Origin of the sequence: Pseudomonas protegens (genome assembly GCF_003363755.1) — a bacterium.
Lineage (GTDB): Bacteria > Pseudomonadota > Gammaproteobacteria > Pseudomonadales > Pseudomonadaceae > Aquipseudomonas > Aquipseudomonas danubii.
The window spans coordinates 3,314,558-3,334,069 of record NZ_CP031396.1; the positions used below are offsets into that span (position 1 = coordinate 3,314,558).

Annotated in this window: 16 protein-coding genes; 9 read left to right on the top strand and 7 right to left on the bottom strand. The window is 64.5% G+C overall.

The features are described from left to right. The first annotated feature begins 9 nt into the window (after positions 1-9). The 3 genes from spoT to DWF74_RS14980 are packed head-to-tail and all read left to right on the top strand — an operon-like array spanning position 10 to position 3,316. On the top strand, positions 10-2,115 hold the full coding sequence (spoT, locus tag DWF74_RS14970; protein ID WP_102862268.1) for a bifunctional GTP diphosphokinase/guanosine-3',5'-bis pyrophosphate 3'-pyrophosphohydrolase: 2,106 nt from the start codon (positions 10-12) through the stop codon (positions 2,113-2,115). A 24-nt stretch (positions 2,116-2,139) separates the two neighbouring features. Then, a complete protein-coding gene (locus tag DWF74_RS14975; protein ID WP_007921133.1) occupies positions 2,140-2,520 on the top strand; it encodes a RidA family protein in 381 nt (126 codons plus the stop codon). Between the two features lie 55 nt (positions 2,521-2,575). Continuing rightward, positions 2,576-3,316, top strand: coding sequence for a hypothetical protein (locus DWF74_RS14980; protein ID WP_115581209.1), 741 nt, complete (start codon positions 2,576-2,578; stop codon positions 3,314-3,316). A 42-nt stretch (positions 3,317-3,358) separates the two neighbouring features. Here the strand turns inward: DWF74_RS14980 and DWF74_RS14985 are convergent, their stop codons facing one another. Then, the gene (locus DWF74_RS14985) at positions 3,359-4,216 is read right to left on the bottom strand and encodes an SDR family oxidoreductase (RefSeq protein ID WP_115581210.1); all 858 of its coding nucleotides are present in this window, start codon (positions 4,214-4,216) and stop codon (positions 3,359-3,361) included. A gap of 190 nt (positions 4,217-4,406) precedes the next feature. Here DWF74_RS14985 and exbB point away from each other — a divergent pair, with 190 nt between their 5' ends. The 6 genes from exbB (at position 4,407) to DWF74_RS15015 (ending at position 11,228) form a co-directional block, all read left to right on the top strand. Continuing rightward, positions 4,407-5,411, top strand: coding sequence for a tonB-system energizer ExbB (exbB, locus tag DWF74_RS14990; RefSeq protein WP_102862271.1), 1,005 nt, complete (start codon positions 4,407-4,409; stop codon positions 5,409-5,411). 6 nt (positions 5,412-5,417) lie between these two features. Beyond that, the gene (exbD, locus tag DWF74_RS14995) at positions 5,418-5,846 is read left to right on the top strand and encodes a TonB system transport protein ExbD (RefSeq protein WP_102862272.1); all 429 of its coding nucleotides are present in this window, start codon (positions 5,418-5,420) and stop codon (positions 5,844-5,846) included. After that, positions 5,843-6,595 carry an energy transducer TonB family protein gene (locus tag DWF74_RS15000; protein ID WP_102862273.1) on the top strand — a complete coding sequence of 251 codons (753 nt, stop codon included), beginning with the start codon at positions 5,843-5,845 and terminating at the stop codon, positions 6,593-6,595. Before exbD ends, DWF74_RS15000 begins: the two co-directional genes overlap by 4 nt. A gap of 147 nt (positions 6,596-6,742) precedes the next feature. After that, entirely contained in the window at positions 6,743-7,663 is a 921-nt protein-coding gene (locus DWF74_RS15005; protein ID WP_102881293.1) for a hydrogen peroxide-inducible genes activator, read from the top strand. 9 nt (positions 7,664-7,672) lie between these two features. After that, entirely contained in the window at positions 7,673-9,748 is a 2,076-nt protein-coding gene (recG, locus tag DWF74_RS15010; RefSeq protein WP_102862275.1) for an ATP-dependent DNA helicase RecG, read from the top strand. Positions 9,749-9,827: 79 nt separating this feature from the next. After that, entirely contained in the window at positions 9,828-11,228 is a 1,401-nt protein-coding gene (locus DWF74_RS15015; protein ID WP_102862276.1) for an aminoacyl-tRNA deacylase and HDOD domain-containing protein, read from the top strand. Between the two features lie 34 nt (positions 11,229-11,262). On the opposite strand, the gene DWF74_RS15020 is transcribed toward DWF74_RS15015, so the two are convergent. From DWF74_RS15020 to DWF74_RS15045, 6 genes are all read right to left on the bottom strand, one after another. After that, a complete protein-coding gene (locus tag DWF74_RS15020; protein ID WP_102862277.1) occupies positions 11,263-11,646 on the bottom strand; it encodes a helicase in 384 nt (127 codons plus the stop codon). 140 nt (positions 11,647-11,786) lie between these two features. Then, the gene (gene tagQ / locus DWF74_RS15025) at positions 11,787-12,716 is read right to left on the bottom strand and encodes a type VI secretion system-associated lipoprotein TagQ (RefSeq protein ID WP_102862278.1); all 930 of its coding nucleotides are present in this window, start codon (positions 12,714-12,716) and stop codon (positions 11,787-11,789) included. Between the two features lie 83 nt (positions 12,717-12,799). Beyond that, a complete protein-coding gene (locus DWF74_RS15030; RefSeq protein WP_115581211.1) occupies positions 12,800-14,512 on the bottom strand; it encodes a formylglycine-generating enzyme family protein in 1,713 nt (570 codons plus the stop codon). Continuing rightward, a complete protein-coding gene (locus tag DWF74_RS15035) occupies positions 14,505-15,707 on the bottom strand; it encodes an ABC transporter permease (protein ID WP_102862280.1) in 1,203 nt (400 codons plus the stop codon). Before DWF74_RS15035 ends, DWF74_RS15030 begins: the two co-directional genes overlap by 8 nt. After that, positions 15,707-16,423: an ABC transporter ATP-binding protein gene (locus tag DWF74_RS15040; protein WP_102862281.1), complete on the bottom strand. Its 717-nt coding sequence runs from the start codon at positions 16,421-16,423 to the stop codon at positions 15,707-15,709. The genes DWF74_RS15035 and DWF74_RS15040 overlap by 1 nt, the downstream gene beginning before the upstream one ends. After that, complete coding sequence (locus DWF74_RS15045) at positions 16,423-19,512, bottom strand: serine/threonine-protein kinase (protein ID WP_115581212.1); 3,090 nt, start codon at positions 19,510-19,512, stop codon at positions 16,423-16,425. The genes DWF74_RS15040 and DWF74_RS15045 overlap by 1 nt, the downstream gene beginning before the upstream one ends.

Genomic DNA, 19,512 nt, shown 5'->3' on the forward strand with positions numbered 1-19,512 from the left:
GGAGATATCATGCCGAGCATAGACGCCCTCGCCGATCGCTTATCGACCTATCTCGGCACGGACCAGGTCAATCTGGTCCGCCGAGCGTATTTCTACGCCGAACAAGCCCATGACGGTCAACGCCGTCGCAGCGGCGAGGCGTACGTCACGCACCCACTCGCGGTAGCGAACATTCTTGCCGACATGCACATGGACCATCAGAGCCTGATGGCTGCGATGCTGCATGACGTGATCGAAGACACCGGAATTGCCAAGGAAGCGCTCAGTGCGCAGTTTGGTGAAACCGTGGCCGAACTCGTGGACGGGGTCAGCAAACTGACCCAGATGAACTTCGAGACCAAGGCCGAAGCCCAGGCGGAAAACTTCCAGAAGATGGCCATGGCCATGGCTCGCGACATTCGCGTGATCCTGGTCAAGTTGGCCGACCGCCTGCACAACATGCGCACCCTGGAAGTGCTGTCCGGCGAAAAACGTCGGCGGATCGCCAAGGAAACCCTGGAGATCTACGCTCCCATAGCCAACCGCTTGGGCATGCACAGCATCCGCATCGAATTCGAAGACCTGGGTTTCAGGGCGATGCACCCGATGCGCTCCGCGCGGATCTACCAGGCGGTCAAGCGCGCCCGGGGCAACCGCAAGGAAATCGTCAACAAGATCGAAGAGTCCCTCAGCCACTGCCTGGCCATCGACGGCATACAGGGCGAGGTCAGCGGTCGCCAGAAGCACCTGTATGGCATCTACAAGAAGATGCGCGGCAAACGCCGGGCCTTCAACGAGATCATGGACGTCTATGCGTTCCGTATCATCGTCGACAAAGTAGACACCTGCTATCGCGTGCTCGGCGCTGTACATAATTTGTACAAGCCACTGCCGGGACGCTTCAAGGACTACATCGCCATTCCCAAGGCCAACGGCTATCAGTCGCTGCATACCACGCTGTTCGGTATGCACGGAGTACCAATCGAGATCCAGATTCGTACCCGGGAAATGGAAGAAATGGCCAACAACGGCATCGCCGCTCACTGGCTGTACAAATCCAGTGGCGACGAACAGCCGAAAAGCACCCATGCCCGCGCCCGCCAATGGGTCAAGGGCGTTCTGGAGATGCAGCAGCGCGCTGGCAACTCCCTGGAATTCATCGAAAGCGTGAAGATCGACCTGTTCCCGGACGAGGTCTACGTGTTCACGCCCAAAGGCCGGATCATGGAGCTGCCCAAAGGCTCCACCGCGGTGGACTTTGCCTATGCGGTGCACACCGACGTGGGCAACAGCTGCATCGCCTGCCGGATCAACCGCCGCCTGGCCCCGCTGTCGGAGCCCCTGCAAAGCGGTTCCACCGTGGAGATCGTCAGCGCCCCGGGAGCGCGGCCGAACCCGGCCTGGCTCAACTTCGTGGTCACCGGCAAGGCTCGCACCCATATTCGTCACGCCCTCAAGCTGCAACGTCGCTCCGAGTCCATCAGCCTTGGCGAACGCCTGCTGAACAAGGTGCTCAACGGCTTCGACAGCTCCCTGGAAAAAATCCCGACGGAGCGTATCCAGGCGATTCTTCAGGAGTACCGCCTGGAGCTGATCGAAGACCTGTTGGAAGACATCGGCCTGGGCAACCGCATGGCCTACGTGGTCGCCCGCCGGCTGCTGGGCGAAGGCGAACAATTGCCGAGCCCGGAAGGCCCGCTGGCGATCCGCGGCACCGAAGGCCTGGTGCTGAGCTACGCCAAATGCTGCACGCCGATCCCCGGCGACCCGATCGTCGGCCACCTGTCCGCCGGCAAGGGGATGGTGGTGCACCTGGACAACTGCCGCAATATCAGCGAAATCCGTCACAACCCGGAAAAATGCATCCAGCTGTCCTGGGCCAAGGATGTCACCGGCGAATTCAACGTCGAACTGCGCGTCGAGCTGGAACACCAGCGCGGCCTGATCGCGCTGCTGGCCAGCAGCGTCAATGCCGCCGACGGCAACATCGAGAAAATCAGCATGGACGAACGCGATGGTCGCATCAGCGTGGTCCAACTGGTGGTCAGCGTGCACGACCGCGTGCACCTGGCTCGCGTGATCAAGAAACTGCGCGCCCTGACCGGGGTCATCCGCATCACCCGCATGCGCGCGTAGCCCGTCCATTACAAGGAGTCATTCATGACCAAGACCGTTATCACCAGCGACAAGGCCCCGGCCGCCATCGGCACCTACTCCCAGGCCATCAAGGCGGGCAACACTGTCTACATGTCGGGCCAGATTCCCCTCGATCCAAAAACCATGGAACTGGTGGAGGGCTTCGAAGCCCAGACCGTCCAGGTCTTCGAGAACCTCAAGTCGGTAGCCGAGGCCGCTGGCGGTTCGTTCAAGGACATCGTCAAACTGAACATCTTCCTCACCGACCTGAGCCACTTCGCCAAGGTCAACGAGATCATGGGCAAGTACTTCCAACAGCCTTACCCAGCCCGCGCCGCCATCGGCGTGGCCGCCCTGCCCAAGGGCGCACAGGTTGAAATGGATGCCATTCTGGTCATCGAGTAACACCCGCGGCGCAGCTCTTCAGGCTGCGCCGTTTTCGTTCTGAAAGGATTTCGTCATGCGCCAAGCGCTAGCTGTTTCGCTGCTCGCCTTATTGCTCGGCGGTTGTGCCAGCGACCCCGCCAAAAACGATGTAGGCGGCATCTGGATCAATCAGGTAGCGATCGACGCAGCCTCCAAGGGCGGCCCTTTGCGTGAAGCCCTCCAGGCTTACGGCCCGAACCTGGAATGGGAACTCAACACCAAAGCCGGCCAGGCACGCTACACCAATGGCTTCGAGACCATCGAAGGCAAGATCATCGGCGACGGCTCAAACACCACAAAGGTCGAGTTCTATGGCAGCGCCGCCACCGAACTCAAACGCAACGGCAAGCAATTGCTGCAAGTGGCCAACGACAACGAGCCTGAACAAGTGTTTGCCACGCCCAAAGACCCGGCACCTGAAGGCGCACCACTGGGCGCCAACTTCGAGCGGGCCTTGTATGCGGCCTATCTGGGTGGCAAATGGAAAATCGTCAGCGGTCCGGGGCTGGGCAACGAAGTACAGTTCCAGGCCAACGGCGCCGTGCAAGGCCTGCCAGGCGCCGATCGCTACGCCCTGTGCCTGGCCGGTGACTGCGCCTCCATGAGCGGTGGCAACGACAGCATCTGGCTGCAGCTCAATGGCCAGGGCAACTCCTGGATCTTCGTCCGCAAGGATCAGCAGCTGGAAATTTTCCAGGCGGTGAATACCGCACTGGCGGATGAAGTGCCCTCGCTGACACCGGGCAGTCAGCAATGGCTGCTGGAAAAACAATGACCCTCCTGTAGCCGCTGCCAACGCTAGCGGCTACAGCCCGGTTCAAGCTTGGCCCTGAAGAATCTCCGCATACCCCTCGCGATAACTCGAGTAACGCGGCACCCAGCCCAAGGCCCGGGCCCGGGCATTGCTGCAACGCTTGCTGCCCGTGCGCCGAACGCTGGCATCATCGGACCACTCAGTCACGCCCAGGCGTTCACGCAGCCAGCCAACCACTTCCGCCAGAGGCGCAGGCGCGTCATCCACGCCTATATAGCAGTCGTCCAGGACAGCACCACCCTGGTCAGCCTTGAGCAAAAACGCCAGCAACCCCGCCGCATCGTCGGCATGAATGCGATTGCCATACAACGGCGGATCAATCGCCACCCGATAGCCGCGACGCACCTGAGTCAGCAACCATTCACGGCCCGGTCCATAGATTCCGGTCAGACGCACCCGACTGGCAGGAATCCCACTGTTCAAGGCCACCTGCTCCGCCTCCAGCATCAAACGGCCCGAGTAGCCGCTCGCCAGGGTCGGGGAGTTCTCGTCGACCCACTCGCCGCCCTTTTGCTCGTAAACACTGCTGCTGGACACGAACAACAAGCGCTTGGGCTGCTGGCCATGCTGCTGGAGCCAGCTCAGGACATGCTGCAAGCCATCGACATAGGCCGCACGATACCCGGCCTCGTCATGCTCCGTGGCCGCCGCGCAGTACACCAGATAATCCACGGGCGCTTGCGGCCACTGGGCCGGACATTGCTCGCTGAACAGGTCTGCGGCGACACCCACCACCCCCTGCGGCAAGCGCGAAACGTTGCGACGCAGGCCATAAACCTGCCATTGCTCGGCCAGCAATTGGGTCGCCAGGCGACTCCCGACATCACCGCAACCGGCGATCAAAACAGAGGGGAAGGACATCAGAAAACTCCTTTCAGAAAGGTCAAGACTAGCCTCGGCACTGGACGAACGGCTAGCAATCAAGGAAAAAAAGATACTCTATTACTTCTGTTAACAAGAATTACTTGCAATAATGCCCACCCATTTTGTTCTCGGCCCTGCGAGGCCTAGAAGGACATTTCACCCTTTTTTCCTCTCAGGTCCGGCCAGCATGACAAGCAATCAACTCTCCGCCTCGCCAACCAAACGCCCAAGCCCACTGCGCGCCGTGAGCGCGGTTGCAGCGCTGCTGTGCAGCCTGCTGCTGGCACCGACCGCAGCCTTCGCCGACCAACACGCACCGGCCACCGCCGCCGCACCGACCGCGACTGCCCCGGCCGCCGAGCTTCCGGCTGCCAACCCGGCAACTCCCGCCGCCGCCCCAGTGGCTGGCGAACCGGCTCAGGTCGAAGGCCAGCCAGTGCTTGCTGAAGACGCTCCCGAAGTCCTCGAAGCCGACAACAGCCTGGGCATGGCCCACGACCTGTCGCCGTGGGGCATGTACCAGAACGCCGACATCATCGTGAAACTGGTAATGATCGGGCTGGCCATCGCCTCGATCATCACCTGGACCATCTGGATCGCCAAAGGCTTCGAACTGCTGGGCGCCAAGCGCCGCCTGCGCAGCGAAATCGCCGCCCTGAAAAAAGCCACCACGCTCAAAGAAGCCAGCGCCACGGCCGCCAAGGAGGGCACCCTCGCCCACCTGCTGGTGCACGACGCCCTGGAAGAAATGCGCCTGTCGACCAACAGCCGTGAGAAAGAAGGCATCAAGGAACGGGTCAGCTTCCGCCTGGAGCGCCTGGTAGCCGCCTGCGGCCGCAACATGAGCAGCGGCACCGGGGTACTGGCCACCATCGGCTCTACCGCACCGTTCGTCGGTCTGTTCGGTACCGTTTGGGGCATCATGAACAGCTTCATCGGCATCGCCAAAACCCAGACCACCAACCTCGCCGTGGTCGCCCCGGGTATCGCCGAAGCCCTGCTGGCCACCGCCCTGGGCCTGGTCGCAGCGATTCCCGCGGTGGTGATCTACAACGTCTTCGCTCGCTCCATCACCGGCTATCGGGCCCAGGTGGCAGACGCCTCGGCAGAAGTCCTGCTGCTGGTCAGCCGTGACCTGGATCACCAGCCGACCGAGCGCTCCGCACAACCGCACATGGTGAAAGTGGGGTAATCAGCCATGGGCTTGCATTTGAAAGAAGGCGCAGGCGACGACCTGGCCGAAAACCACGAAATCAACGTCACGCCGTTCATCGACGTGATGCTGGTGCTGCTGATCATCTTCATGGTGGCCGCCCCTCTGGCCACCGTGGACATCAAGGTTGATCTTCCTGCCTCCAGCGCCAAGCCGGCGCCGCGCCCAGAGAAACCGGTGTTCCTCAGCGTCAAGGCCGATCAGCGTCTGTTCCTGGGTGAAGATGAGGTCAAGGCCGAAACCCTCGGGGCCATCCTTGACGCCCGTACCCAGGGCAAGAAGGACACCACGATCTTCTTCCAGGCTGACAAGGGCGTGGACTACGGCGACCTGATGAGCGTGATGGACACCCTGCGCGCCGCCGGCTACCTGAAAGTCGGCCTGGTCGGACTTGAGACGGCAGCCAAGAAATGATCACGACGCGCCAAAGACTGACGCGTTACAGCGGTAGCCTGGCGGTGGTGCTGGGCGTCCATGCGGTGGCGATCCTGCTCGCCCTCAACTGGTCCAAGCCACAGCCGATGCCCATTCCACCACAAGCCATGGTGGTCGAACTGGCGCCTGCCCCTGTGCCGCCTCCCCCGGCACCACCGAAAGTGGTGACCCCGCCGCAACCGCCGGCGCCCGTGGAAGAACTGCCGCTGCCCAAGCTCGCCGAAGCACCGAAGCCGACTATTTCGGTGCCCAAGCCGGCCAAGCAGAAGCCCAAGCCGCAGCCGCCAAAACCGGTGGTCAAGCCCGAGCCGCCCAAGGAGAAACCTTCCGAGGAAAAGCCCAGCGACGCTCCGGTAACCCCGTCGCCGTCCAAGCAGCCCGCTCCAGCGACCCCAGGCCCATCACCGGCCCAGGCCGCCGCCAAGGCCAACTGGCAGGGTGAGTTGCAGGCCCACCTGGCGAAGTACAAGCGCTACCCGGGCGAAGCCCAGCGGCGCGGCAAGGAAGGCACCAACTCCTTGCGCTTCGTGGTGGATGCCGAAGGCAAGGTGCTGTCCTACGAGCTGGTGGGACGCTCGGGCAACGCTGATCTGGACCGGGCCACCCTGGACATGATCCGGCGGGCCCAACCACTGCCCAAGCCACCGGCCGACATGCTCACCAACGGCAGCGTGGAAATCACCGCCTCGTACAACTACGAGATCGACAGAAGCCGCGGCCGCCGCTGATACAACGCAAGGGCACCTCAGGGTGCCCTTGTCGCTTGTGCAGCCTGAAGCAGACATTGGCGGGTGTCGTACTCCACCCTCTGTCTGATAACGTGCGTCTATCGATTGCAGCCGTTATGCTTGGCCGCAACCTCATGGACGCCCGCTATGACTCTCACAGAATTGCGCTACATCGTTACCCTCGCCCAAGAGCAGCACTTCGGCCACGCCGCCGAGCGTTGCCATGTCAGCCAGCCGACCCTTTCGGTAGGCGTGAAGAAGCTTGAAGACGAACTCGGTGTGCTGATTTTCGAGCGCAGCAAGAGCGCGGTACGCCTGACGCCGGTAGGCGAAACCATCGTTGCCCAGGCGCAGAAGGTCCTGGAACAGGCCCAAGGCATCCGCGAACTGGCCCAGGCCGGCAAGAACCAGCTGACCGCACCGCTGAAGGTGGGCGCCATCTACACCGTCGGCCCTTATCTGTTCCCGCACCTGATTCCCCAGCTGCACCGGGTCGCTCCGCAGATGCCGCTGTATATCGAAGAGAACTTCACCCACGTCCTGCGCGACAAACTGCGCAACGGCGAGCTGGACGCCATCATCATCGCCCTGCCGTTCAACGAGGCCGATGTCCTGACCCTGCCGCTGTATGACGAACCCTTCTATGTGCTGATGCCCAGCGGCCATTCCTGGACCAAGAAGGAAACCATCGACGCCAGCCTGCTCAACGACAAGAGCCTGTTGCTGCTGGGCGAAGGCCACTGCTTCCGCGATCAGGTACTGGAAGCCTGCCCGACCCTGACCAAGGGCAACGACGGCGCCAAGCACACCACCGTGGAATCCAGTTCCCTGGAAACCATCCGCCACATGGTCGCCTCTGGCCTGGGCATCTCGATCCTGCCGCTGTCGGCAGTGGACAGCCATCACTACGCTCCCGGCGTGATCGAAGTCCGCCCACTGACCCCGCCGGTACCGTTTCGCACCGTCGCCATCGCCTGGCGCGCCAGCTTCCCGCGGCCCAAGGCCATCGAGATCCTCGCCGACTCGATCCGCCTGTGCTCGGTGGCCAAGCCGCCCGCCGCGAGCTAAGCAAGCGCAATGACTGAGCTGTCGAAAGTGCCGGTCACGGCACTCAAGGGCGTCGGCGAAGCCATGGCCGAGAAGCTGGCCAAGGTCGGCCTGGAGAACCTTCAGGACGTGCTGTTCCACCTGCCCCTGCGCTATCAGGACCGTACCCGCGTGGTGCCGATCGGCGCTCTGCGCCCCGGCCAGGATGCGGTGATCGAAGGTACCGTCAGCGGCGCCGATGTGGTCATGGGCAAACGCCGCAGCCTGCTGGTGCGCCTGCAAGACGGCACCGGCGGCCTGAGCCTGCGCTTCTACCATTTCAGCAACGCCCAGAAAGACGGCCTGAAACGCGGCACCCGCGTGCGCTGCTACGGCGAAGCCCGACCCGGCGCCTCAGGACTGGAGATCTACCACCCCGAATACCGCGCCATCAGTGGTGACGAGCCGCCGCCGGTGGATCAGACCCTGACGCCCATCTACCCCCTGACCGAAGGCCTGACCCAACAGCGCCTGCGCCTGCTCTGCCAGCAGAGCCTGGCGCTGCTGGGCCCGCGTAGCCTGCCCGACTGGCTGCCCGAAGAACTGGCCCGCGACTATCAGCTGGCGCCCCTGGACGATGCGATCCGCTACCTGCATCACCCGCCGGCGGACGCCGATGTCGACGAACTGGCCCTGGGGCACCACTGGGCCCAGCACCGTCTGGCGTTCGAAGAGCTGCTGACCCATCAGCTGTCCCAGCAACGCCTGCGCGACAGCCTGCGCTCCCAGCGCGCCCCGGTGCTGCCCCTGGCCAAGAAGCTGCCGGCCAAATACCTGAAGAACCTCGGCTTCGCCCCCACCGGCGCGCAACAGCGAGTCGGCAACGAAATCGCCTACGACCTGAGCCAGCCGGAGCCCATGTTGCGCCTGATCCAGGGCGACGTCGGCGCCGGCAAGACCGTGGTCGCCGCCCTCGCCGCCCTGCAGGCCCTGGAAGCCGGTTACCAGGTGGCGCTGATGGCGCCGACGGAAATCCTCGCCGAGCAGCACTTCATTACCTTCAAGCGCTGGCTCGAGCCCCTGGGCCTGGAAGTCGCCTGGCTGGCGGGCAAGCTCAAGGGCAAGAACCGCGCTGCGGCCCTGGAACAGATTGCCGGCGGCGCGCCGATGGTGGTGGGCACCCACGCCCTGTTCCAGGATGAAGTGCAGTTCAAGAACCTGGCCCTGGTGATCATCGACGAACAGCACCGCTTCGGCGTCCAGCAGCGCCTGGCCCTGCGCCAGAAAGGCGTGGGTGGCCGCCTCTGCCCGCACCAGCTGATCATGACCGCCACACCGATTCCGCGAACCCTGGCGATGAGCGCCTACGCCGACCTGGATACCTCGATCCTCGACGAACTGCCCCCCGGCCGGACCCCGGTCAACACCGTGCTGGTGACCGACAGCCGCCGCGTCGAAGTGATCGAGCGGGTGCGCGCGGCCTGCGCCGAAGGGCGCCAGGCCTATTGGGTCTGCACCCTGATCGAAGAGTCTGAAGAGCTCACCTGCCAGGCGGCCGAAACCACCTTCGAAGACCTCTCCAGCGCCCTGGGCGAACTGCGGGTGGGGCTGATTCACGGCCGCATGAAACCGGCGGAGAAAGCCGCGGTGATGGCCGAGTTCAAGGCCGGCAACCTGCAACTGTTGGTGGCCACCACCGTGATCGAGGTCGGGGTCGATGTGCCCAATGCCAGCCTGATGATCATCGAGAACCCGGAGCGCCTGGGCCTGGCGCAACTGCACCAGCTGCGCGGTCGGGTCGGACGCGGCAGCGCCGCCAGCCACTGCGTGCTGCTCTACCATCCGCCGCTTTCACAAATAGGGCGGCAGCGCCTGGGCATCATGCGCGAGACCAACGACGGTTTCGTCATCGCCGAAAAGGATCTGGAACTGCGCGGCCCCGGGGAAATGCTCGGCACCCGCCAGACCGGCCTGCTGCAATTCAAGGTCGCCGACCTGATGCGTGACGCTGACCTGCTACCGGCCGTGCGCGACGCCGCGCAGGCCTTGCTGGAGCGTTGGCCGGACCATGTGAGCCCGCTGCTGGAACGCTGGCTGCGCCACGGCCAGCAATACGGCCAAGTGTGAACCAACGCTCAGTTAATGGACCATGGGCATAACCAAGCTGGTTATACTCGTCAAATTGTAGAAAAACGGATACCAGACCATGACAGAAGTTGCCCTCGACATTGCAACCCCACACGCTCCGTCTGTTATCCGGTTGCTGCTCGGCAAGCTGGCCATCAGCTACAACGAAGTGCTCGACCAGCCGGGCCTGCCGGCTGCGCGCAAGGTCCAGGCGGTGCTGCTGGACGACGCCGTCGGCGCGCTGATGGTGCTGTTTCCGCAGAGCCAGCTACTGGACCTCAACCGCCTCACCGAACTCACCGGCCGCCGTCTCACCGCGGTGTCCACCGAACGCCTGGAGCGCATGCTCGGCAAACACAGCCTGAGCCTGCTGCCCGGCCTGCCGGCACTCACCAGTTCCCCCTGCCTGTACGAAGAAAGCCTGCTGCGCGAACCCAGCCTGCTGATCTATTCGGGCGAGCCGGGCGTGCTTCTGGAAATCACCAGCGAAGCCTTCAAGAGCATGCTCAACAAGGCCAGCGCCGGGCATTTCGGCGAACCCCTGAGCAGCATCCGCCCCAACCTCGATCGCCCGGATGACGACCGCGAGGAAATCACCCAGGCCATGCAGGCGTTCACCGCGCGGCGTATCCAGCAACGCCTGGAAGCCACCATCGAGATCCCACCGCTGGCGGAAACCGCGCAGAAGATCATCAAGCTGCGGGTCGACCCCAACGCCACCATCGACGACATCACCGGCGTGGTGGAGACCGACCCGGCCCTGGCCGCGCAAGTGGTCAGCTGGGCCGCCTCGCCCTACTACGCGTCGCCGGGCAAGATCCGCTCGGTGGAGGACGCCATCGTCCGCGTGCTGGGCTTTGACCTGGTGATCAACCTCGCCCTGGGCCTGGCCCTGGGCAAGACCCTGAGCCTGCCCAAGGACCAGCCGCAGCACGCCACGCCCTACTGGCAGCAATCGATCTACACCGCCGCGGTGATCGAAGGCCTGACCCGCGCCATGCCCCGCGCACAGCGCCCGGAAGCCGGCCTGACCTACCTCGCCGGCCTGCTGCACAACTTCGGCTACCTGCTGCTGGCCCACGTATTCCCACCGCACTTCTCGCTGATCTGCCGGCACCTGGAGGTTAACCCGCACCTGTGCCACAGCTATGTCGAGCAGCACCTGCTGGGCATCAGCCGCGAACAGATCGGCTCCTGGCTGATGCGTTACTGGGACATGCCGGACGAGCTGTCCACCGCCCTGCGCTTCCAGCACGACCCGAGCTACGACGGCGCCTACGCCGAGTACCCGAATCTGGTGTGCCTGGCGGTGCGCCTGCTGCGCAGCCGTGGCATCGGTTCCGGCCCCCACGAGGAAATTCCCGACGCCCTGTTCGAGCGCCTGGGCCTGAGCCGCGACAAGGCCGAAGACGTGGTGAGCAAAGTGCTGGAAGCGGAAGTGCTGCTGCGGGAACTGGCTTCGCAGTTCAGCCAGGCCTGACCCCATTCGCCGGCTAGCCGGCGAAGTCCCACCCTCAAGCCTTGGGCTTGGCCTTCTTCGGTTTCAAATACTTGGTCAAGCCCTGGAACCAGATCACCAGCGCCGGATTGCCCTTGATCTGGATCGATTTGTCCTGAATCCCGGTCATGAACGCCAACTGCTTGTTCTTCGCCTGCATCGTGGCGAAGCCATAAGCGGCATCCTTGAAGGCAATGGCGAACGCCGGCTCCGGATAGAACCCCGAACGACTGGTCACGCGCTGGTCTTTGACGAAGAAGTGTCGAGCAACCTTGCCGTCGAGCGTCTGCAACTGGAATACCAGTTCCTTGTCACCCAACTGTTGCTGAAAAGCAGGATTGTTGCGGCTGGCTTTGCCCATCAACAGGCCAAGCACCCAGAGAAGAAAACGGAATTTCATGCACGGCGCCTCAGTGGAATTATTGGATGGCCGCCGCAGTTTAACCTGTAACTCGAAGAGCGCCAGCCGATCTGCTCGATTACTCGGAGATCGACTGGCGTTCAACGCTTATCGCTACATCTTGTCAGACAATCACTGACTCACACGTTAGGGCAAGGCACCGGTGCCCAATCACCCAGGTCCGGGCTCTTGCACATGCTGTTGACCTGGGTCTGGCCGGTGGTAGCGACCTTGTTGCTCTCGGCCTGCTTGGTCTTGGCCTGCTGGATCGACTTCTCGGTGCTCACCGCTTCCGTCGGTACAGTCGGCAGCTTGGGTTGCTTGACCTTCTGCTGCTTCTTCCTGCCACCGGTGGTGGTCACCGGGGTGGTGTCGGCGGTGGCGACTTTCACCACGTCGGTACGTTGCACGCCCACTTGCTGCAGATCCTGCTCGTAGGCCTGGTTGTACTTGCTCAGGTCTTCGCTGGCCCGGCCGTTCACCGCGGCGATCAGGTCATTGGACTCTTTCAGGCCGCTGACGATCTCCGCCAGGCGCTTGCGCCCTTCCACATCATTAATGCTGTTGGCCTTGCGGGCAGTGATCAGGCTGTCAAAGGCACGCTGGTAGCAGGTCTGCGAAGCACGGGCGTAGGCGGTGCTGCGATCGATGTCGGCAGCACTCTTGTTGACGTCGGCGGCGTAGGAAGCGATGCGCTGATTGTCATCGGCGATCTGCTTCTGGCGCTCGGTGTAGTAACCGGCGGCACCACCGGCCAGGGCACCACCGGCCGCACCGATGGCCGCATTGCGACCACGGTTGTCGCCGTCGCCGGTCAGGGCGCCGAGCAAGGCACCGCCAGCAGCGCCCAGGGCGGCACCGGTGACCACCGACTTGGTCATGTCCGAATCAGTGGCGCGCAGGTGCTGCACCGGCTCGTAGCAGCTCGGGTAGTACTCGACCTTGGTGGTGGAGGCGACCTTGGACACCGGAGAGGTCGCGCAACCGGTCAATACGGTGCTGAACCCGGCGGCAACCAACAGCAGGTGACGCTTGGATGTTGAAGCAAATGGGTTGCGGGAAAAAAGCATGTTCGTGATCTCGATTAAGTTTGACCAACTCGGTACGACGCCAGGTCGTCCGAGCTCCTCCAGGCTCGACAGACAGCGGCCGGTCATGACTTCTGACCGGTCGATGCGAGCAGTTCCTTCAAAATCGTCGCTGGGTCGGCTCGCCGTTGCTGGCGATAATTCCCGACATGGCGGACGAATAACGTAGCGCGCGTCACCAGGCTCTTGCCGAGCACCGGCTTGCGATTGAGTTCTTCCTTGATCCGTTGAAATTGCGCCTGGATCACCGCGTCGGTGTAACGGGTGCCCGTGGCCAGGTTGTCGATGTAGATCGCCACCGCCCCGTCCAGCGCGCTGCGGCCGTTGTCGATGGCTTCGGCGAACAGCTTGGCGCTGGGTTCGTCCTTGGCATCGATGGCCTGCTGCTGGCTCTTCTTCAGGTTGGTCAGGCGGATGTTGTAGTTATTGATGGTCTCGGCCACCAGGGCCGACGACTGGATCAGGTTGCCCGCCGCCTCCTCGCGCTGCTGGGCGATCAGCGAGACGTTGCGCTTGAGCTCTTCGTTGACCAGCCCCAGCTCCGCCTGCAGACGCGGGTCGACACTGGCGGCGATGATGGCGTCCAGGCGCTTGGTGGGGTCCTGGGCGTCATCGATGGCGTCGGTCAGGGACGCCAGGCGGCCTTCCTTCTGCCACTGGGCGAACAGCTCCTTGTAGCGCGAACGCGGGGCCGACAAGGCGCCGATGGCCACCCGAAAACCCGTGGTTTCATTGCTCTGCTCGGTGCCGTCGGCGCCAAACAGCGGGTACTCGCGGCGCATGCCGGTAAACAGCGTGCCCTCGCCTTCCAGGTAATTGCCGCCCTTGACCACGAAGCCACCGTAGGTGCCCTGGCGCCGTCCGGCGCGCACCAGCTGGAACGACTCCTGGACCATCTCGGCGGCATTGCCGATCACGTCGAACAGGCCGATGGGGTTGGGCAGCTTGGTGCCGATCGGCATCAGCCGCGCCGCCTGGCCCGTGCCGCCGGCCACCTGATTGAACACCGCCCAGTCCGCCAGCGGGCCATCGCTCTCGCTGCCCTCCAGGCGCCGTGGAAACAGCCGCCCTTCCAGCTCCTGGCGACTCACCGCCTGACCGCCACGGGCGGCGTATTCCCACTCCACTTCGGTGGGCAGGCGCACAAAGCCCAGGCCGCCGTCTTCGGAGGAGCCGCCGCGGCCGCTGACCGGCAGCAAGTCACGGTGATGCTTCATCAGCCAGGCGCTGTACACCGCCGCGAAACGCTCGGCCTCGAAGCGCGACAGCTTGACCTTGGGCAAACGCCCCTGCATCCCCTCCGAGACTTCACAGGCCGGGGCCGGCTCGCCGCTGGCCAGGGACTGGGCCTGGGCCATCACCTGGGCGTACTGGCGAGCGGTGACTTCGTACTTGCCGATGAAATACAGCATCGGCTTGAGAGGCACCCCGGCACCGGTTTTCGGCAAGGCCGGAGCAATGGTCTTGCTCCAGGCACCAGGCAGGTCCTTGAGGGTGAACTGGCCATTGATGTAGTCCCGGCGATAACCGGAGATGAACGATTGCTGGTAGCCGCTCTCACCTTCGCTGAAGGGATAGCCGAGGTTGACCTCACGGTCGTCCAGGGTGCCCTGGGCCAACACGTAGACATAGCGGAACACCATCTCGCCTTCACAGGGCAGCGGCAGACTGACGTCGTCCGGCAGGGGCTTGGGGTTGTCCATCTTGTTACCGGGCTCTTGCGCCCACGCGGCGCCGGCCAGGGTCATGGCCAACACGGTGCCGATCAACTTATACATCGCGAATTCCTTCACAGGCTTCAATGCGCGACACCCGCCAGCCGCCCAGCGCGGCGGCCAGGGTGCTGACGCCCAGCGTCGCCAACAGGGCCAGCCCGTAATGGGCCGGCAGCAAATGACTGGCGTACTCGCCGGGCACCTGCATGAACAAATGATTCAGCCCGGCCTGGGCCAGGCCATACAGAGCGCCACTCAACAACGCAGCGAAACCGGCGCTGTACAGCGCCTGGGCCACCACGAACAACAACAGGGCGCCGGTGGAGAATCCCAGCAGGCGCAGCACCGACAACTCCCGGCGCTTGCGCTCCACCGCCGCCAGGGCCCCGGCGAAGATCGCCGCAAAGGCGCCCGCCAGGGCCAGCCCGGCGATCACCCAGAAGACAATGGACAGGTTGCGACTCAAGGACTGCACCTGGGCGATGGTCTGGGCCTGGGTCGCCACCAACAGGCCGCGCTCGGCGAAATAGCGGCGCAAGGGTTCGACGTCATCCAGGCTGCGGGCATACAGGCGAAAGGCCGGGTAGACCCGCTGCGCGGACGCGGCCGGCGCTTCGCCGAGCCAGCCCAGGGCCGCCACCGCACGGCCGTCGCGGTAGTCCTCGGCGGCCTCCAGCAAGGCCAGCGGGGCGAACAGGGCATCCCGGGCAAAGGCTTCCAGGGGCAATACACCCTCCACCTGGACCCGGGTCCGCTGCACTTCGCTGCGCCCTGCCACCTGCCGGCCGAAGCTTGCCTGCAGCCAATCTCCAGGCTGTACGCCAAGCTTCTCGGCGGCGGTACGACTCAGGAGCACGCCACTCATGTTCCGCGGCACCGGCAAACGCCCGAGCAAGGGGTCCGAGACAGCGGTCGGCAACATTTCCACGGTCAGTCCGATATCCCCCGTGCCCCGGGACAAGTCCGCCGTCGCGGCAATCTGCCGGGTGCGCGGCAAGGCAAAGGCGACGTCCGGACGCTGGCCCAGTTCAGCAATGAAGCTGGCGCTGAAACGTCCACCGCCCAGGGGAATGATCTCGCGTACCGCCGGGTCCTTTTCCAGGCGCTCGGTGAGGCTGCTCACCAGCCCGAACTTGAGCCCGAACAGCACCAGCAACGGCGCAATCACTGCCACCAGGGCCAGCACCGAACAGGCCGACAACCAGGTATCGGCGCGGTAGTCCTGCCAGGCCAGGGCAGCGGTCAGGGACGCACGCATCAGCAGGCCTCCCCCAGCGTCGCGGTGACTCCGCCGTCGGCATCGCGCTGGCAGGCAATGCGCCGCACCTGCAAGCCGTTGGCCCGGGCCAGCACCTCATCGTGGGTGGCGATCACGCAGCACAGCCGCTGATCCCGCGCCTGTTGCACCAACAGTTGCATTACCCGCTGAGCGTTCAAGGGGTCCAGGGCCGCGGTCGGCTCATCCGCCAGCAGCACCTGCGGGCCATGGGCCAAGGCCCGGGCACAACTGACCCGCTGACGCTGGCCCACCGACAGGGCGGCGGGTTTCTTGTGCAGTTGATCGGCGATTTCCAGGCGTTCGGCCAAACGCCGTGGAATGCCCTCGTCCGCCAGCCCCAGCAACTGCCGGGGCAGGCTGATATTGCTGCGCACATCAAGAAACCCCAGCAGACCGCCAGTCTGCAGCACATAACCCAGGTGCTGGCTGCGCAACTGCGCCAGGGCGCTGTGACCAGTGCCGCGCCAGATGCCGGCAATGTCGATGGGGTCATTGGCCGGCGCGAATTCAAAGCGCGCCGCCGAGTCCGGAGCCAGCACCAGCGCCAGCAGATCGAGCAGCGTGCTCTTGCCGCAGCCGCTGGGGCCGACCACCGCCAGTTGATCGCCCGCGCGCAATTGCAGCCTGGGGATCACCAGGCTGTAGCGCTGGCGACCCTCGCCGCGACTCTTGCGCACCTCTGCCAGATCGAGCATCACGGCAGGGTCGACAACGGAACGCGGTACAGGGCATCACCCGGCTCGGCATCGCCGAAGCGCACCCAGTTGGCCAGGTCGTTGTGGAAGGTCTCGTAGAGACGGATCTTCGAATCCAGCTCGTCGATGAAATCTTCCTGCTCGGCCACGCTCAGGGAGAGCCACAGGTCCTGGGTCATGTTCAGCGACTTGCTGCGGTACGGCAGCCCTTCCAGGTATTCCCCCAGCACGCCGCCGTCGGCCAGGTTGCCGCCCTTGCGCAGGGCCGAGGGGTCGCGGCTCATGTAGGCGCTGGCGCTGGCGATTTCCTGGAAGAAATCCTTGGGCGAAGTCTGGGTCTTGCGTGCCGCATCGACAATCAGCTTCAGCGACTGCTGCAAGTCGTTGAGCTGCAGCTTGGTGAGCATCACGCAGACCTGGAACGCCGGCAGCGCCGGGTTGGTCAGGTCGCGGTCGGCGGTCCAGGCGCTGACCAGCTGCGGCGCCTGACTCGCGGATTTGCGACCAAGGAAATCCATGTGCATGGCGTAGCCGATGGCCGCCGACTTCTGCGCGATGCTCGGCGCCGCCGCCAGCTGCGGGACGTCCTGGTTCTGGTTGCTGCGCACCTGATGCACCAGGTCGGCGAACACCGTGCCGATCTCGTCGACCTGCTCGCCGAACTTGCGCACATCACCGCCGGGCACCGGAATGTACAGGTCGCCGATCTTCGGGTTGGCGTCGGCGGTCAGTACCCGGTACTGGGTTTCCGCCTGGGCGTGGTTTTTCTTGCCGGCATCGGTGCGCAGGTGCAGGGCATAGATCTTGATCTGCTTGCCCAAAGCCGCCTGGCGCACTTCCGCTTCGTTCATCTGGGTACGGCTGTAAGGATCGTTCTTGCGCAGGGCCCCGGCATCACTGACCAGCAGGATCAGGCGTCCGCCGTAGCCCTTCCAGTCCATGCCTTCCACGGCCTGCATCACCCCGGCAAAGGCGTCTTCGTTGAACGAGTGGCTGGAGACACTGGTGGCCTTGACCTGGCTCACCAGCTCCTGGAAACGCTGCGGGTCACGACCCTGATCCAGGGTCACCAGGGTCTTGGTCACGTACTCCAGGCCCGGGGTCTTGCTGGTGTTGTTGCGAAACCCCACCAGGCCGAAGCTGACACTGTCCAGCTCGCCACGCTCGGCGATCTTGCTCTGCAGCTCGTGCACCACGTCGCGCACCTGATCGATGTACGGCTGCATCGACACCGAGGTGTCCACCACCAGCACCACTGCCGTGCGGAAGGCATCGGCGGCGGCCGGCGGGCTGTTCGCCGGCAGGCGCTGGCCACTGCTGTCGCTGATGCTCTGCGGGCTGTTGCCCGGGTCGATCGAGGCGACATTGAGCAACTGCACCGGCTGGCCGCTCTCGTCGAAGCTCTCCTTGGAATCGAAGATCGGCAGCAGGTAGAACTGCTCCTGGGGCACCGCGCTGGCATTGGGTTCCAGGGCCAGCACCTGCTGCTCGTCCTGAGGATTCTTCTGCGCCCTGAGCAGCAGGTTCTTGGCCGCCGCCGGGTCCGCCAGCAAACGCTCCAGTTCGCTGGCCTGACGCACGAACATCACCGGTGCACGACCGGAACGCTCGGTGAACTTCAGCACCAGGCTTTGCTTCCAGTCGCTGACCTGCTCGGCCGGCAGCCAGCCGGCGCTGCGCCCGTCACTGGCGGCGCCCAGGCGCAGCCAGGAGCGGCCGTCGAGGTTCTTGCGCTGGTACACATAAAGCACCGAGAACGCCGGCACCGACTTGTCCGGCGTGGCCCCCGGCTCGCTGGAAAAGCTCGCCCCCGGCTTGCTCAGCACCCGCTGGAACAGGGTCTTCTTGCCCGGCATGAGCAACGGTCGCTGGCCGCCATCGACATCCGCTGCCAGTGGCTGCTCCACCGGCGGCGCCACCACGGCAGGCGGGGTGCTGACCGTCGAAGCGGTCTTGGGCGCAGGCGCCGGGCTGTCACCGGACAGCCACCAATAACCAGCGCCGGCCACCGCCAGGGCGACGGCCACGGCGACGCCGGCCAGGGCCAGCACCGGGCCACGGTGCTGTTCGGAAGCTCCACTGCCGACTGGTGGCAGATTGGAGGTGCGCGGCGGCGCCGCTGGCTCCTCGGGCGGCTCGCGGCGCGGCGCCGGTTGTGGCGCAGGCGCCTGCCGGGGAATCTCGATCGACACCGGGGTCAACCCGGCGAGGTCGTTGCCCTGAGGTACAGGCTGAGGTGCAGCCTGAGGCGGCAGCGGCAACGGCTGGATCAGCGTCGCCTCGACCTCGGTCGCCTCAGGCGGCAGGTTGTCCAGGGCCGTCAGCAAGGCCGCCGCATCCGGATAACGTTCCGCCGGGTCCTTGGCCAGCAGCTTGCGCAGGATGTGCTGGTAGCGCCCGTGGTGCAGCGGCAGCTCCGGCAAGGGCTCGGTGAGGTGGGCCAGGGCCGTGGACAGCGCGTCGGTGCCGTTGTACGGCAGCTCGCCGACGAGAATTTCGTACAGCACCACGCCCAGGGCATAGAGGTCGGCGCGCCCGTCGATGTCCTGGCCACGGGCCTGTTCCGGGCTCATGTAGCTCGGCGTGCCCACGGCAAAACCGGCCTGGGTGAACTGGGTACGGTCATCCAGGGACTTGGCGATGCCGAAGTCCGAAAGCACCGCCGTGCCGTCGGCGCGGAACAGGATGTTGGCCGGCTTCACATCACGGTGCACCAACCCCTGGGCGTGGGCATAACCCAGGGCCGAAGCGATCTGGCGGATGTAGGCCAGGCCCTGCTCCGGGGTCAGCCCGGCGGCAATGCGCTCTTTGAGGGTGCCGTTGGGCAGGTACTCCATGGCCATGTAGTACAGCTCGCCGACATTGCCGATGTCGTGGATGGTCACGGTGTGCGGATGGGACAGGCGCGCCAGGGTCTTGCCCTCGCGCAAAAAGCGCTCGCAGAAGCTCGGGTCGGCGGCCAGCGCCGCGGCCATCACCTTGAGCGCCACCTTGCGCTCAAGCGAACGCTGGGTCGCCAGGTACACGGTGGCCATGGCGCCTTCGCCAATCTCGCCCTGGATGTCAAAGCCGGGAATCAGAATGTCCAT